The sequence below is a fragment of the Maribacter aquimarinus genome (genome assembly GCF_047345505.1).
Classification (GTDB): domain Bacteria; phylum Bacteroidota; class Bacteroidia; order Flavobacteriales; family Flavobacteriaceae; genus Maribacter.
Genome location: NZ_JBLFEO010000009.1, coordinates 117,461 through 134,571, shown reverse-complemented (window position 1 = coordinate 134,571; position 17,111 = coordinate 117,461). Strand labels below are relative to the sequence as shown.

12 protein-coding genes are annotated in these 17,111 nt (G+C 50.1%); 7 read left to right on the top strand and 5 right to left on the bottom strand.

Going from position 1 to position 17,111, the window contains the following annotated elements:
• Positions 1-157 precede the first annotated feature (157 nt).
• The 6 genes from ACKWCC_RS08725 to uvrB all read left to right on the top strand — a co-directional run bounded on the left by ACKWCC_RS08725 (position 158) and on the right by uvrB (position 11,875).
• Complete coding sequence (locus ACKWCC_RS08725) at positions 158-3,469, top strand: DUF11 domain-containing protein (protein ID WP_413995532.1); 3,312 nt, start codon at positions 158-160, stop codon at positions 3,467-3,469.
• A gap of 440 nt (positions 3,470-3,909) precedes the next feature.
• Entirely contained in the window at positions 3,910-6,852 is a 2,943-nt protein-coding gene (locus tag ACKWCC_RS08720; protein ID WP_413995531.1) for a DUF11 domain-containing protein, read from the top strand.
• 108 nt (positions 6,853-6,960) lie between these two features.
• Complete coding sequence (locus ACKWCC_RS08715) at positions 6,961-7,869, top strand: ABC transporter ATP-binding protein (RefSeq protein ID WP_413995530.1); 909 nt, start codon at positions 6,961-6,963, stop codon at positions 7,867-7,869.
• A 5-nt stretch (positions 7,870-7,874) separates the two neighbouring features.
• A complete protein-coding gene (locus ACKWCC_RS08710; RefSeq protein ID WP_413995529.1) occupies positions 7,875-8,708 on the top strand; it encodes an ABC transporter permease in 834 nt (277 codons plus the stop codon).
• Positions 8,709-8,826: 118 nt separating this feature from the next.
• Positions 8,827-9,594, top strand: a complete 768-nt coding sequence (locus ACKWCC_RS08705; protein WP_413995528.1) for a M48 family metallopeptidase — start codon at positions 8,827-8,829, stop codon at positions 9,592-9,594.
• A gap of 292 nt (positions 9,595-9,886) precedes the next feature.
• On the top strand, positions 9,887-11,875 hold the full coding sequence (gene uvrB, locus ACKWCC_RS08700; protein WP_413995527.1) for an excinuclease ABC subunit UvrB: 1,989 nt from the start codon (positions 9,887-9,889) through the stop codon (positions 11,873-11,875).
• A gap of 686 nt (positions 11,876-12,561) precedes the next feature.
• Here the strand turns inward: uvrB and ACKWCC_RS08695 are convergent.
• Together ACKWCC_RS08695 and ACKWCC_RS08690 are read right to left on the bottom strand one after the other, a co-directional pair.
• A complete protein-coding gene (locus ACKWCC_RS08695; protein WP_413995526.1) occupies positions 12,562-12,984 on the bottom strand; it encodes an Hsp20/alpha crystallin family protein in 423 nt (140 codons plus the stop codon).
• Positions 12,985-13,357: 373 nt separating this feature from the next.
• Positions 13,358-13,759, bottom strand: coding sequence for a TerB family tellurite resistance protein (locus tag ACKWCC_RS08690; RefSeq protein WP_413995525.1), 402 nt, complete (start codon positions 13,757-13,759; stop codon positions 13,358-13,360).
• Between the two features lie 118 nt (positions 13,760-13,877).
• Between ACKWCC_RS08690 and ACKWCC_RS08685 the strand changes: the two genes are divergently transcribed.
• On the top strand, positions 13,878-14,240 hold the full coding sequence (locus ACKWCC_RS08685) for a DUF1456 family protein (protein WP_413995524.1): 363 nt from the start codon (positions 13,878-13,880) through the stop codon (positions 14,238-14,240).
• Between the two features lie 44 nt (positions 14,241-14,284).
• Here the strand turns inward: ACKWCC_RS08685 and ACKWCC_RS08680 are convergent, their stop codons facing one another.
• From ACKWCC_RS08680 to ACKWCC_RS08670, 3 genes are all read right to left on the bottom strand, one after another.
• Positions 14,285-14,617: a hypothetical protein gene (locus tag ACKWCC_RS08680; RefSeq protein WP_413995523.1), complete on the bottom strand. Its 333-nt coding sequence runs from the start codon at positions 14,615-14,617 to the stop codon at positions 14,285-14,287.
• A gap of 516 nt (positions 14,618-15,133) precedes the next feature.
• Positions 15,134-16,327, bottom strand: a complete 1,194-nt coding sequence (sucC, locus tag ACKWCC_RS08675; RefSeq protein WP_413995522.1) for an ADP-forming succinate--CoA ligase subunit beta — start codon at positions 16,325-16,327, stop codon at positions 15,134-15,136.
• 129 nt (positions 16,328-16,456) lie between these two features.
• Entirely contained in the window at positions 16,457-17,095 is a 639-nt protein-coding gene (locus ACKWCC_RS08670; protein ID WP_413995521.1) for an LON peptidase substrate-binding domain-containing protein, read from the bottom strand.
• Between the last annotated feature and the right edge of the window lie 16 nt (positions 17,096-17,111).

Here is a 17,111-nt window from a genome sequence, read left to right as displayed (position 1 = left end):
CGGCCATAAAAGGCCGGGCTTTTTTTTGGGCCAGGGCCCGCCAGAACTACAATAATCGACCAAATACAACGCCGGGTGGGCAGTTCACAACAAAGAGTTGACTCCCTTGGCAATTCAAGGTTATTTTGATGTTCAATGGCTTATGGCTAACAGAACAATGAAACAACTCTTACTTCTTTTGCTGTTCACCTTGGCGAACGTGGTACAGGCGCAATTGAGCGACCTGCACTATTTACCGCCCCTTAGACAAGGAACAAACAACAGTGGGGTAAGGGAACAGGCCATCTATCTGTCCACGCCGGAAACTACCGCCTTTACCGTAAATGCTTACCGGGGCACCAGTACAACCCCTTTGGCCACATTTTCCATTTCCAAGGCCTCACCGGCAACCTATACCCTTGGCAATGGGAACAATGGGATCACCATGGTATCGGACAATGATACGGGCGTGGTCATCTCCACGGGGGGCCTGCGCTTTGAATCCCCGGGAGGAGAACCGTTCTACGTTAACTATCGTGGTAGTTCCGGAGCGCAGTCCACTTCGTTGACCACCAAAGGACGGCAAGCCATGGGAACGCGTTTCAAATGGGGAGGCGCCCCCAACATAGCCAACACAAGTGACATTTCCACCGCTTTGGGAATTATGGCTACGGAGGATAACACCACGGTGGACATCACGGGTTATGACCCCAATTGTGAGTTTCGGCTTCAAGGCAATGCAGGCGGTATTACGAGCAATACCATACAAGTTACCCTAAACCGTGGGCAGAGCTTTGTCCTGGAGGCGTACGCAAACCAAACCGCCGCCAACAGAGAAGGTTGGCTAGGTGCCTCGGTTGATGCGGACAGACCCATTGTGATCAGCAATGGCGGATTGAACTATGGTGTGGCAACCAGTTGTATAGGTTGTAGGGACGCCGGTATTGACCAGCCGGTACCCGAAGACAATTTGGGCAAGGACTATATTTTTGTTCGTGGTGGTGGCCAAGACAGTACAGAATTTCCCATTATCATTGGAACACAGAACAACACACAGATATTTGTAAACGGGGCCACTTTACCCATTGCAACCATTAACGAGGGAGATTATTTCATTGTGCCGGGCACCAATTATTCCGGAACCTCGGCAGGGGCCAACATGTATGTGAGAACCTCCAAGGATGCCTACGCCTATCAAAATCTCGCTGGGAGCACTGCCGTGCAAACGGTAGGGTTGAATTTTGTTGCCCCCCTGAACTGTTTGATTCCAGATACCGTGGACAACATTCCCAACATTACGGATGCCGCGGGCACCGTTTTGAACGGGGGCATCACCATCATTGCCTCCACCACCACCCCCGATGCGAACATTGTGGTCACGGATGGCTCGGGGGTGGTCACAAAACCAGCTTCATTGGCCGTGGCGGGCAATACCGATTGGAAAACCTTCTACATTCCCAACCTCATCGGCAATGTGGACGTACAGTCCACTGGCCCAGTGGCCGTTGGCTTTTTTGGCGCAAACGGGAATCGGGGCATCGCCGGTTATTTTTCCGGTTTTGATGTAGCTCCCAATGTAGATTTACAGATTACCGGAACACAGTGCCTGCCCGGTTCAAATTTGGTCGTGGTGGGTGAGGCCTTTGATGCCTATCAATGGTTTTTTGACGGTAACCCCATTGCGGGCGCTACGGGTACCACCTACAACCCAACGGTAGCAGGGGATTACTTCGTAAGAGTCACCAAGGGACCCTGTACCTATGATTCCAACAATCTACAGGCGTATTACTGTAATCCGGACATACAATTGATAAAGACCGTGGACAATTCCGAGGTGAACGAAGGCGATACGGTCACGTTCACTATAACGGCCCAGAATTTCGGGGTAGATCCGGCCACCAACCTCGTGGTCACGGAGGCACTGCCCACGGGCCTGTCATTGGTGTCCGCGACGCCTAGTGCGGGCAGTTGGAGCAGTCCCAATTGGAACATTGGCACCTTGAACAGCGGCCAATTGGAAACCCTGACCGTGGTGGCAGTGGCGAGTGCAAATGATATGACCGCACCCATACAGGCAGTAACAAATACTGTAACCAATACCCAAGACCAAACGGATAACAATTTCACTAAAGACACCCCCTACGCTTTTGTCACGATTTTGAACGATTTTGACCGGGACGGAGTTATGGATATCACCGACTTGGACGATGACAACGATGGTATTTTAGATACCGTGGAATGTGGAAGCAGCATTGGAACAGGTACAGTTTCGGACCCGTTCACAAATCTAAACGGAGCCAATTTAGCACCAACTTCCGGAAGGTACTATTTTAACCTTGGGTCAGGAGTTTTTCAAGCAGATATAGACACTTCCAACGGAGGTGGCTGGGTGCTAATATTGCAATATGTGCATGCCGGGGGAACCAATCCCAGTCTAAATGTGCTGCCGGCAGGCGCCAACCTCCCAACCTTGAGCACAGGAACATTAGGGAACGATGAATCAGCATCTACGACCAACTGGGGCCATTTAGGGAATTCAGGGTTCGCGGATCTAGATGCCGAGGAGTTGAGATGGTATGGTGAAACAAGTGGCCATAACAGAGTAATTCACTTTAGATCGGACATTGGTTTAAACTATGCCGAAACCGGTACCGGCAATTTTTCAGGTATCAACTCCTCTAACACCAAGCTTACCGGACATACGGCAAACGCACCCGACGTTATAAACGGTCTTTATTCCAACCAAGGGGATTTTGCATTGACAAATTTTCCATATTACCGAGGTGCCTCTTTCCATTGGGGCATAAGAGGGAACGGAAACCGGTGGGAAGTGGATGATTATCCCAATAATGCCTCAAGATCAACTATTCACAAAATTTGGGCACGGACAACGACATCTCCATGCGACGATTCTGATGCGGACACCATTCCGGACAGCTATGAACTGGATTCCGATAATGATGGCTGCTCAGACGCCAACGAGGCTTATGGTGACTCCAATGCAGACGGTGGCGACGGAGGGCAGTACGGCACGGGATCCCCGGCCCCCATAAATCCCAACGGAACGGTGGCCACGGCTTCCTACACGGCCCCATTGGACAACGATGGCAATGCAATTGCAGATTATCAAGAATTGGGCACGGGACCCACCATTTCCGTGGCTCCTACGGACCAGCGCGTCTTTTTGGGCAACAACGGTGCGGTGGGCCTCACGGCCAGCGATACCGATACCTACCAATGGGAGGTGAGCACGGACGGGGGAACCACCTTTACCGCCATTGCGGATGGCAGTGAATACTCCGGGACACAGACCGATGCCCTTACCATCCTGTCTCCCGACCTGGACAAGAACGGCCACCGCTACCGTGCCGTACTGGACAATGACAGCTACGTGTGCGGACAAGTGATCACCAATGAAATCATACTTTCCGTGGGGCCGGCCACCGTGATCACCAACCGCCGCATTACCATTAGGGTGAACAAAAACTAAACGCCCCCTTTGCCCTAAAATCACTTGATAGAACCGATATGCCCCCTTTCCTTCTTAGCCATTAAAAAGCATCGCTTTTTCGGGATAACCACCGTTGTGGCCCATTTCACAACAATAAATTGCCCGTATATAAAATGTGCGGTTTCTTTACATAAAAGCATTATGTTGTGGGGAAACAATTTTGGCTTTATGTTATCTTATTTTTTGTGGCAAGCGCTCAAGGGTATTCCCAATTGAGCGATCTGCATTATTTACCACCCTTAAAACAAGGAACTAACGGGGGTTCAGTTAGAGAACAGCGCATTTATCTATCTACACCGGAAACTACTCCTTTTACCGTAAATGCCTACGTAGGTACTAGTACTACGGCCATCCCTTTTATAATTTCGAATACCAGTCCTGCTACTTACGATCCGGGAGATCGGGATAATGGCATTACGATGGTCAGGAATCAAGATACCGGTGTTATCATTAGTACGGCAGGCTTGCGATTTGAAGCCCCGGGCGGCCAAAAATTTTATGTGAACTACCGGGGAAGTAGTAATGCCCAGTCGACATCACTTACGGCCAAAGGGAGACAAGCCTTGGGAACCGCCTTTAAGTGGGGCGGGGCACCTAACTATGGTACCACAAATGAACAAGGAACATCTTTAGGTATCATGGCTTCCGAAAATAATACTACGGTAGATATTTTTGGATACGACCCCAACTGTGAATTTAGACTAGGAAACGATAGGGATGGTATTACCTCAAATACAATTCAAGTCGTTTTGGATGCTGGTGAAAGTTTTGTGCTGGAAGCTCATATTGCAGAAAGTACGGCCAACGTAGAAGGGTGGTTAGGCGCATCGGTTGTTTCCGATAAACCTGTCGCCATTAGTAACGGTGGGCTGAACTATGCCGTAGTAAACGGTTCCGGTGGCTCCAGGGATGCCGGTATTGACCAACCGGTGCCCGAAAGCAACCTAGGAAAAGATTATATTTTTGTTAGAGGTGGTGGAAGGACTGAAACCGAATTTCCTATTATCATAGCTACCCAAAACAACACAGAAATCTATGTAAATGGCTCTGCTACACCTATTGCAACCATTAATAATGGGGATTACTTTATCGTTCCTGGAACCAACTATTCTAATGGTTTACCAGGAGCAAACATGTATGTTAGAACTTCTAAGGATGTATACGCCTACCAAAATTTGGCTGGAACCACAGGTAGGCAAACCGTGGGGCTCAATTTTGTGGCTCCTTTAAATTGTTTGATACCTGATACAGTAAACAACATACCAAACATTACGGACGCAGCCGGAACCACCTTAACAGGGGGTATTACCATTATTGCCGCTACCACCACCCCAGATGTCAATATCATTGTTACCGATGGCAGCGGAGTAGTCACAAAACCCGCATCTCAGCCAGTAGCAGGAAATACGGACTGGAAAACATTCTACATTCCCAATCTTACTGGCAATGTGGACGTACAATCTACCGGTCCCGTGGCCGTAGGATTTTTTGGTGGAAACGGGAATCGGGGCATCGCCGGTTATTTTTCCGGTTTTGATGTAGCTCCCAATGTAGATTTACAGATTACCGGAACACAGTGCCTGCCCGGTTCAAATTTGGTCGTGGTGGGTGAGGCCTTTGATGCCTATCAATGGTTTTTTGACGGTAACCCCATTGCGGGCGCTACGGGTACCACCTACAACCCAACGGTAGCAGGGGATTATTTTGTTCGAGTAACTAAAGGACCTTGTACCTATGATTCCAACAACCTGCAAGCGTATTATTGCAATCCGGATATCCAAATCATAAAAACATCGGACACCGAACAAGTCGATGAAGGAAGCAATGTCACCTTTACCATTACCGCGCAGAACTTTGGGGTAGATCCCGCCACCAACCTCGTGGTCACGGAGGCACTGCCCACGGGCCTGTCATTGGTGTCCGCGACGCCTAGTGCGGGCAGTTGGAGCAGTCCCAATTGGAACATTGGCACCTTGAACAGCGGCCAATTGGAAACCCTGACGGTGGTGGCCACTGCAGATAACAACAGTGCGCCCGTTCAAAGCACGTACGCCGTAAACACCGTCTCCAATTCCCAGGATCAGACGGACAACAATATAAAAACGGATCGGCCCACGGCAGCGGTGGTCATAAACAATGATTTTGATGGGGATGGCATTGTGGATGTAAACGATGTGGATGATGATAATGATGGTATATTGGACTGCACTGAATCGGACGGCTCCATCAATTACGGTACGTTTAGTTGGACCTTGAACTCACCATCGGGAAATCAGACAATGGACGTGGTCTCAGAGAGTGCCATAAGCAACTGGTTCCTATCCGCTACCAGTAACTATTCATTCAGCGGCATCACCGGGGCTAGTCCTTTTAGCGCCATATCCCTGACAAACGTAAATTCCAACTCTTTTGAGGAGGCATTGGAAAATGACGATTACATACAAGTATCCTTCACGACTGCGGCCAATCTTGTCAATCCTGTTTTGAACAATGTAAGCTGGGGGTGGTACCAACCCTCCGGTGGAGATTCCTACACGATCAGCGCAGCACTATCCGCAGACGGTTTTGCCTCATCAATCGTTACTATTGAAGACTTGAACATTACAAATGATGGCACCAGCTATCAAAATTTTGATATGCTTTCTGCCCCTTCCCTTCCCCTGAGTTCCAATACCACCTATACCCTAAGAGTTTATGTATATGGCCAGGTAGATGATGACAGTGCGGCCTTTAGTATGTTCGATGATCTTAGCTTTACCATTTCGGCCTGCCGAGCGGTGGACAGTGATTCCGATACCATCCCCGACAGCTACGAACTGGACGCCGACAACGACGGTTGTTCCGATGCCAATGAAGCCTATGGTAGCGCCAATGCGGACGGTGGCGACGGGGGACATTATGGTACGGGAACCCCTCCGGCAACCAATTGGAACGGAACGGTGACCGCGGCCTCCTACACGGCCCCATTGGACAATGATGGCAATGCAATTGCAGATTATCAAGAATTGGGCACGGGACCCGCCATTTCCGTGGCTCCTACGGATCAGCGTATCTTTTTGGACAATAACGCTGCGGTGAGCCTCACGGCCAGCGATACCGATACCTACCAATGGGAGGTGAGCACGGACGGGGGAACCACCTTTACCGCCATTGCGGATGGCAGTGAATACTCCGGGACACAGACCGATGCCCTTACCATCCTGTCTCCCGACCTGGACAAGAACGGCCACCGCTACCGTGCCGTACTGGACAATGACAGCTACGTGTGCGGACAAGTGATCACCAATGAAATCATACTTTCCGTGGGGCCGGCCACCGTGATCACCAACCGCCGCATTACCATTAGGGTGAACAAAAACTAGGTCCTGTACCATTCCAAAAAGACCCGGACCACAAGATGTTCTTCCCGGGGGTGTAACAAAATGGGAGCCCGATCGTCCCATAGGTGAACCCCTTTAAACAATCCCATTTTGGAACCTATCTTGACCGTGACCGGGCTCACCAAAAAATTTGGTCCTTTGGTAGCCGTGAACAACCTTTCTTTTACCATAAAAAAGGGGGACGTTTATGGCATATTGGGGCCCAACGGCAGCGGCAAGTCCACCACCTTGGGCATTGTCCTTAACGTGGTAAACAAGACAAGCGGATCATTCCAATGGTTCAATGGCGGCACCACCACCCACCAAGCCCTTAAAAAGGTGGGGGCGATCATTGAAAGGCCCAACTTCTACCCGTACATGACGGCCGTAAAAAACCTAAAACTGGTCTGTAAGATCAAGGAGGTTCCGGAGGCCAAAATTGAGGAAAAATTGGAATTGGTGGGGCTTTTGGAGAGAAAGCACAGCAAGTTTAGGACCTACTCCCTGGGAATGAAACAGCGTTTGGCCATTGCCTCTGCCCTGCTCAACGACCCGGAAATATTGATTTTGGACGAACCCACCAATGGGCTGGACCCCCAGGGCATCCACCAAATCAGGGAAATCATCAAAAAGATTGCGGCCCAGGGCACCACCATTTTGTTGGCCTCCCATTTACTGGACGAAGTGGAGAAGGTCTGCTCCCACGTGGTCATTCTGCAAAAGGGCAAAAAACTGTATGCGGGCCGCGTTCAGGACATTCTGGCCACCCACGGCTTCCTGGAGCTCCGGTCTTCCCAAGAAGACGCCCTGCTTCGATATTTAAAGGAACACCAATGGTTCGGGAAAATAAAGAACAACAACGGCCTCATCACAGCCTTCTTGAACGCCAAGGTCAATGCCGAGGACGTGAACCGCTCGCTCTTGGAAAAGGGCATTGTGCTCTCGCACCTGGTGAAACGCAAGGAAAGCTTGGAAGAACAATTTTTGGCCCTCACCCAAAACACCCCTAAACAAAGCTGAAAGAAATGATGCGATTACTCCAATTGGAACTGATAAAACTGGGCAGCAACCGCGCCAGCAGGGTACTCATAGTCTCCTACTTTCTGCTCCTTACCAGCATAGCCCTGGTGGCCGCCATAAAATTCGACCTTGGCCCGGTAAAGTTCCACCTGGCGGAAATGGGCATTTTCAATTTTCCCTACATCTGGCACTTCAACACCTTTATCACGGCCTTTTTTAAGCTCTTCCTGGCCATTGTCATTGTGTCCATGATGGCCAATGAATACAGCAACAAGACCATAAAACAGAATCTTATAGACGGGCTGTCCAAGAGGGAGTTTGTGCTCTCTAAATTCCTGACCGTGGTGGTCTTTGCCCTTGTCTCCACCCTTTTTGTGTTTGTGGTGTCCCTGCTCTTGGGCCTGGTCTATTCCGATTTCAATGAACCGGCCATTATTTTCAGTGACCTTGAATTTCTGCTTGCCTTTTTTGTGAAGCTGATGGGCTTCTTTTCATTCTGCCTGTTCCTGGGGATGTTGGTGAAACGTAGCGCCTTTGCTTTGGGCTTCCTGATCATTTGGCAAATAGTTGAAGCTATGGCAAGGGGAATGATGCGCTGGAAATTGTTTGATGCGGACACCACCGAAGCCGTGATGGCCTTCTTTCCCCTACAGGCCATGTTCAACCTGATCAAGGAACCCTTTAGCAGGTTAGAGGCCGTACAGACCGTTGCCGATCAGGTGGGCCAGAAAATTGAACTTGATTACGCGGTACAATGGTACGAACTGCTCATTGTCCTGGGCTGGACGGCCATTTTCGTTTACCTCTCCCATGCCCTGCTAAAAAAGCGGGACCTTTAGTGCAGATACTTCAGCTGCCAAAAAAAATTGGCGTAATGATTTCACGGTTATCAGGGAGGGAGCCAATTTTTGGTTTCCTTATTTTTGACCACGAAAAAAAACCGTTTATTCGAAAAAAATGAAAAAATCACTCTTGCTTTGTTTGCTGGTATCCGTAAGCTTTGGCACACAGGCCCAGTTGGGCAAACTCCTGAAAAAGGGAAATGTGGATGCCGCTAAAAAATTGGGCAAGGCAGCTACCCTTTCCGATGCCGATATGGCCGCGCTCTCCTTGCAGTCCGTGCAGTGGATGGATGCCAACAACCCCATTGCCGAACCTGGTGATCCCTACGCCGATCGCCTGGCAAAATTGGTTGCCGGCCTTGAGAACGAAGACGGTTTAACCCTGAACTTCAAAGTGTACAAGGTAGTGGACGTGAACGCATTTGCCACGCCGGACGGCAGCATAAGGGTCATGGCTGGTCTTATGGACCTGATGACGGACGATGAGCTGCTCAGCGTGATCGGTCATGAAATAGGACACGTAAAACTGGGGCACTCCAAAAAAAGGTACCGATCGGCCTACGCCGTTTCTGCCGCCAAGGACATTGCCGTGACCAATACCAATGCCGGAAAAGTGCTCGCCGATGACGAAATTGGTGGATTTATGGAAACGGTGGCCAACGCCCAGTTCTCCCAAACCCACGAAACGGAATCTGATGAATACGGATTTAAGTTCATGGTGGCCAAAGGACATGATTACCACGCTATGGCCACTGCCTTCCAAAAATTGGCAGATCTCAGCGGAGACGGCGGCAAGGGCTCCATCACGGCTTCCCACCCCGGTTCTGCAAAACGCACCGAAAGGGCGAAAAAATGGGCCCAGGAGCAAGATGCCGAAAAATGACCCTATATCAGTTCTGGAGAAGCCGCTGGAAAATTGAGATCTCATCGACCAAGGCAGTACAGCTCAGCATCACCCCACGATTTCATCAGAATCATCGCTTTTTCCAGTTGTTGCCCTTTTATGAACAACCTCCTCCGTGGTTAAACCAAGGGCCTTGGCAACAAACCAAGGGCCTTTGTTATGGGGCGCATTTTGGCCAGGGGATATGGAAATCTGGCCCCATTGGCCCATAGGGCCCACCAAAGATGCCATACCATTGCCAAACACGGCCCCGGTTTGCTATTTTTGTGGTATGAAGTTCAAAGTAGTATCCGAGTTTAAGCCCACCGGGGACCAGCCCAATGCCATCAAGGAATTGAGCCAGGGCATTGCCCAAAAGGAAAAGTACCAGACCCTCCTCGGGGTAACCGGTTCCGGCAAGACCTTTACCGTGGCCAATGTCATTGAAACGGTGCAGCGGCCCACCTTGGTACTGGCACACAACAAGACCTTGGCGGCACAGCTCTATTCCGAGTTTAAGCAGTTCTTCCCGGAGAATGCCGTGGAGTATTTTGTGTCCTACTACGATTATTACCAACCCGAGGCCTACATTCCCACCAGTGGGGTGTACATAGAGAAGGACCTCTCCATTAACGAGGACATTGAGAAACTGCGCCTCAGCGCCACTTCTTCCCTGTTATCGGGCAGACGGGACGTGCTGGTGGTGGCCTCCGTTTCTTGCCTCTACGGTATTGGCAACCCGGTGGAGTTCCAAAAGAACGTTATCTCCATACACAAGGACCAGGTCATTGCCAGGACCAAACTGCTGCACCAGTTGGTACAGAGCCTTTACTCCCGCACCACGGCCGATTTTAGAAACGGAAACTTCAGGGTAAAGGGAGATGTGGTGGATGTGTTTCCCAGTTATGCCGATCACGCCTTCCGCATTCATTTTTTTGGGGATGAAATAGAAGAGATAGAAGCTTTTGATCCCTTTAACAACAACGTCCTTGAGGTCTATGAAAACCTGAACATTTACCCGGCCAATATGTTCGTGACCTCCCAGGACGTCTTGCAGAACGCCATACACAACATCCAGGACGACTTGGTAAAGCAGGTTGACTATTTCAAGGAAATAGGAAAGCCCTTGGAGGCGAAGCGCTTGGAGGAACGTACCAATTTTGACCTGGAGATGATCCGTGAACTGGGCTATTGCTCCGGTATAGAAAACTACTCCAGGTACCTGGATGGCCGCGAGCCGGGAACCAGACCCTTTTGTTTGTTGGATTATTTTCCGGACGATTATTTGATGGTGATCGATGAGAGCCATGTGACCGTACCCCAAGTGCACGCCATGTACGGCGGGGATCGCTCCCGTAAGGAGAACCTGGTGGAATATGGCTTTAGACTCCCCGCGGCGATGGACAACCGCCCCCTGAAATTTGAGGAGTTTGAAGCCCTGCAGAACCAAGTGCTCTACGTGAGCGCCACCCCGGCGGATTATGAACTGCAACTGAGCCAAGGCGTGTACGTGGAGCAAGTGATACGCCCTACAGGGCTGTTGGACCCCATCATTGAGGTGCGCCCCAGCCTGAACCAAATAGACGACCTGGTGGAAGAGATGCAACAGCGGGTGGAAAAGGATGAACGCACCTTGGTGACCACCCTGACCAAGCGTATGGCAGAGGAACTGGCAAAGTACCTAGATCGGATAAACATAAGGTGCCGTTACATCCATAGCGATGTGGATACGTTGGAACGGGTGGAGATCATGCAAGACCTTAGAAAGGGCATCTTTGATGTGCTCATTGGGGTAAACCTACTGCGAGAAGGATTGGACTTGCCGGAGGTGTCCCTGGTGGCCATTCTGGATGCAGACAAAGAAGGTTTTTTGCGCAGCAACCGATCGCTGACCCAGACCGTTGGCCGTGCCGCAAGACACCTGAACGGGAAGGCCATCATGTATGCGGACACCGTCACGGAGAGCATGCAAAAGACCATTGACGAAACCAATTACCGTAGGGAAAAACAGATCGAGTACAACACCAAAAACAACATTGTCCCCCAGGCCCTGAACAAGAGTCTGGACAGCGCCCTGGCCAAAAACTCAGTATCTACCTACCACTTTGAAAAGGAAGAAATGAGGGCGGCAGAACCGGAATTGGAGTACATGACCAAAGGTGAGATAGAGAAGCTGATCCGAGAAAAAAGAAAGGCCATGGAAAAGGCGGCCAAGGAACTGGACTTTATGCAGGCAGCCCAACTAAGGGATGAGATTAAACGGTTGCAAGAACAGGATTGAGGGCTAAAACCGCGCTGAACCACCTGAGCGCCCCCAAACGGACTTCACTTAAACCATTTTTTAACATAAAAAAGTATAAAATACTGGAAATCAAAATTTAATTTTATTTTTTTAGACTAGTCTAAAAGATGCTTATTCAAGAAAAAAGAATCTAAAACATACTTTTGGAACCCTGCCTCCCATAAAGGGCGCCCGCCCCAGGTCATCTTTGCAAACCTTCTTGAAAAACGCGCAAGGAAGATAAAAAGTCATCCGTTTTGCAAGGGCAAGCTACTCTTTTTTTCTGAAGGTGCAATCACTTTTTTTGGATGCATTGACCAAGGGATCGGCGCGGATCCCAAGTGCACCCACCTACCCTACCAAAGAAAAAAGAGCCCCGTGAAAAAATGGCGGACCACCTTTACTGGAAACCATCTCAAATCCAAAATTGTTGCCCATCCAATGCCCATCAAAACGTTCGAACATCACCTCCCCCGATCGGACACAAAAACCAACACCACAAAAAATATGGCCACCTGAAAAAGGAGTGGATGGAGCTTGTTGGGCCATCGCCCCAAATCATAAAAAAAAATGCTGGGCAAAAACCCACCCCAACCCAAAAAAGAGCGCGGTCCAAAAAGTATGGCCACAAAAAAATGCCCCGGACTTTTCCGGGGCATCAAACCAACCAATCAACCTAAATTCACTTACGAAAGTTCAATCATTCTTTTGGGCTTGGGAAGGGCCTCTTCCTTCTTGGGCAAACTAAAGTGCAAGATCCCATTTTCATAAGTTGCTTCAATGCCTTCCTCGTTCACGGTTTCGGGCAACGTAAAGCTCCTTTTGAAGGCGGTTACCCCAAACTCCCTTCGGGTAAATTTCCCTTCAGTCTCGGTATGCTCCTCTTTCACCTCGGTGGAAATGGTGAGCACATGATCGTCCACCTCTATGTTAAAATCGTCCTTGACCCTGCCCGGTACGGAGAGGGAAAGGGAAAAGCCGTGGTCGTCCTCCTTGATGTTAACGGGAGGCAGCGCATTAAAATGGTCTTTGCCGCCAAACCAATCAGGGGCAAACATTTCGTTCATCAACTGTGGGAAGAGCAAATCGTTTCTTTTTATCAAGTTCATAATATGATGTTTTTATTGTTATACTTTGTTTCAAACCATAATAGGCAATTCCCGTACCCTTTCCATAAATATGTCATTTTGACGCTATTTTGACCAAGATACCTGTCATTTTGTCGTTTATTTGTGCTTATTCGTGTCCTGCCGGACGTCTCCAGGCCATGAACCCTGAAGGAAAGGCCTTCAGGCTCGGGGAATTCATTCTACTGCGTTTTACCAGTATGGGTCTTGGGAAGGGCATTCCAGGCCAAGCCAACGAGGGGCCAGGGCACTGGGTTGGGCGCCATCCCTGTAGGCGATGGTCGCCGGTCACGGCCGCCCAGCGCGTTCAAGGCGTCAGTGTGTAGGGAGGCCTTGGGCTTGGTGACGCTTGGCCCTAATTGTAATGGGCCTTGAAGATATTGATGATCACGCCCGGAGGCACCATGTTGTTGGGGTATTCGTGCATTATGGAGAGTACTTGGCCAATGGCGGAAGGGGGCAGCCCCATTCCCAGCCCAATATCGTGCAATCTCCTGATCTCCGTAAGGGTTTGGATACGGTCCACGTTCATCAACAGGATCAGCCTATGAAATTGCACCAGACGGGCGCCTTGTGATGGGGGAACCACATGTTCTGCCGCTTCTTTGAAAAGGGCGTCGAATTCCTTTTTGGTCACCTTCAGCTGCTGCGCCACGTTGAACAGAAAGTCGTACTCGCTCTGCTTCACCGTATTGTCCACCTTGGCAAAGGCGATCATTTCGGACAGAATACTCAGTTTTTCCTTGTGGGAGCTCATACCTTACTTAAGATTTGAAGAAGAGGGACTGGGTAGATAACTGAAAAATGGCGTTGATAGTATGCGGGAAGGCCTTAGTTTTTATGAAATAATGATACCTTGCACCAAAATAAGGCCCATGACCAACAACGATATCCTTAAAAAGCTACGTGTTGCCCTAAAACTCAGGGATGACCATATTGTGGACATCCTAAAATTGGTGGACTTCAATATGTCCAAAAGTGAGCTCGGCGCCTTTTTTAGAAATGAGGACCACCCCAATTACATGGAATGCGGCGATCAAGTGCTCCGCAATTTCCTGAACGGGCTGGTGATCTTCCTCAGGGGCAGCAAGGAAAGGCCCAAAAACCCGGGCGAGGTGCTCTTGGGCCTACACCAACCCATACAGCCCAAGGCCAAGCCCTCCTTTAGGTCGCAACAACGGAAAAACGTTGATCCGGCACTGCCCAAAGTGAACTACAAGAACAAAAAAAAATCCTGAGCACCTTAGCGCCCAGGATTTCCCAGCCAATTCAAAAAAAATACCTACGGGGCAATGCGCACCGGCACGGTGTACAGTTTTCCCTCTTCCACCTGGGCAATGACCACCTTCTGATAGTTTAGGCGGCTCTTGACAAAGGCAGCCATATCCTCTTGGTCGCTGGTCACGGACAGCACCACGATCTCACCTTCCCTGTTCAAGGTAAAGCGCACCTGGGCGGTTACCTCCTTCTTTAATTCGGAAAAGGGATTCTGGGACAACAGTTTCGCAATTTGCTCCGAGAGGGTGCCATCGGGCGAGGGAAAGTTGGCATTGGCAAAGCTGCCGGCACTGAACAACAACATTAGCCCAAGGGCCAGTACACGCATTTTTTTCATGAGATGTTCGTTTTGTGGTTTCGATGGATGATGGTCCATTGTTTTGCGAAACCTGATTAATGATTGATTGATGATGATTCACTTAAAAGACGCCAGACCGGGCAAAGTGTTACACAATCTGTGGAATTTTAACATTTATGCCAGTTCTCGTTTGAAATGCAGCCATAGAAATGGAATTATTTTTTTGGCCTGCGAAAAAGGAAAATCAGGCATAGCCGAGCTACGGCTTATTTTTATTTTGAAGTAGGGCGTAAAAAGGAGCCATTTATCGGCTTATTTTCAATTGGGAAATGGTATTATGTCCCTAAAATCCTGGGAAACGGGCCCTTGTGGAAAGGCGGGGGCCCAACGGCCCATTCACCAAAAACAAGGGAGGCACACACTAAGGGCCAAAGTGAACGGAAAATGGGCTCAAGACCGTTGTCCCCACCGGTGGCCACCTGCTTGGCAACGGATACAAAAAAAAGGGGCGCTGCCACTGCAACGCCCCTTTTCCTTACATATGATGGGAAGTGCTTATGCCAGCACCTCCTTTACCTTATCGGCAGCTTCCTGGAACTGTACGGCAGAATGCACGGCCAGACCGGAGTTGTCAATGATTTCCTTGGCCAGTTCGGCATTGGTGCCCTGCAAGCGCACAATGATGGGCACCTTAATGGCATCGCCCATGTTCTTGTAGGCATCCACCACACCCTGGGCCACACGGTCGCAGCGCACGATACCCCCAAAGATATTGATGAGTATGGCCTTTACGGCATCGTCCTTGAGAATGATGCGGAAGGCTTCCTCCACCCTTTTGGCATCGGCTGTACCGCCCACGTCCAAGAAGTTGGCAGGCTCTCCACCGGCCATCTTAATGAGGTCCATGGTGGCCATGGCCAATCCGGCGCCGTTTACCATACAGCCCACGTTGCCATCCAGGTCCACATAGTTGAGGCCCACTTCACGGGCTTCCACCTCAATGGGGTTCTCCTCGCGCAGGTCGCGCATTTCGGCATATTGTTTTCTGCGGTAAAGGGCATTGTCGTCTATGGTGACCTTGGCATCCACGGCCATGATCAAGTCATCTGAGGTCTTTAGCACGGGATTGATCTCGAACATGCTGCTGTCGCTCTCCACATAGGCCTTGTAAAGGGCAGAGACAAATTTGGTCATTTCTTTGAACGCCTTGCCGGAAAGGCCCAGATTAAAGGCCACCTTTCTCGCCTGGAAGGGCATGAGGCCCACGGCAGGGTCTATTTCTTCGGTAAAGATAAGATGTGGTGTGTGCTCTGCCACTTCCTCAATGTCCATGCCCCCTTCGGTGGAGTACATGATCATGTTGCGGCCCGTGGCACGGTTCAGGAGCACGGACATGTAAAACTCACTGGTCTCACTGTCTCCCGGGTAGTACACGTCTTCTGCCACCAATACCTGGTGTACCCTTTTACCCTCGGCAGAGGTCTGTGGGGTGATCAGGTCCATCCCAATGATCTGCCCGGCAAGGGCCTCCACTTCCTTCAAGTTCTTGGCCAATTTTACGCCACCGCCCTTTCCGCGGCCTCCGGCGTGCACTTGGGCCTTGATCACGTGCCAGCCCGTGCCCGTCTCTTCGGTAAGTTTCTTGGCCGCAGCAACGGCCTCATCCGCATTCTGGGCCACAATGCCGCGCTGAATCCTAACGCCAAAGCTGGCCAATATTTCTTTTCCTTGATATTCGTGAAGGTTCATATGTTATGCTGATTTGTTTTTAGTGCTGCAAAAATAACAAAGTAGGGGCAAATATCTGATGTATATGCAAAGAAAGCCGCTCCGCGGGCCAAAAACGGTGCCAGGGCAAACCAAAAGACCGTGCCCGCGCTAAAAGGAAAGATCCTTAAAATCCAAGGGATCAAAATTCTTGAAGTGCCCGTTGAGCTCTATGGCCTTTTTGGTCCGCTCCACTTCGGCCAGTACGGCAATGGTGGTCTGTAGGTGTTTTTTAAGGTACAGCAGCCGGTTCTGCTCTTTGGACATCTGCAACAGCTCGTATTCCTGCTCAAAGGACAGGCCCATTTTATGGGCCAAAGTAAAACTGGTGAAGACTTCCGCATCAATGTCCGTAAAGGGCACCTCCATCATGCGGTACAGGGAACCAATGCTTTGGATGACCTCGTTCTTTAGGCCTTCGTCCGCCACAAAATCGTATTCCAAAAATTGCACAAGCCCGCCACCGTAGGCCTTATCGTCCATCTGGTTCTCAAAACTCCGCAACCTAAAGACTTGGCGTGCCACACAGACCACGTCCATTTCCCCACCTTCATAGGTGTTCACCACTTCCACCAACTGCACTTCGGTGCCGTATTCCATGGTGCCCCGGATCACCACCGGAATGCCAAAGGTGATGGCCTCTTCACGGCAGTCCCGAATCAGGTCTTTGTAACGGGGCTCAAAAATGTGCAGCGGCACGGTCTCGCCGGGAAAAAAAATGCTGGCCAATGGAAACAAGGGTATCTTCATGGCCCTAAAATACAAT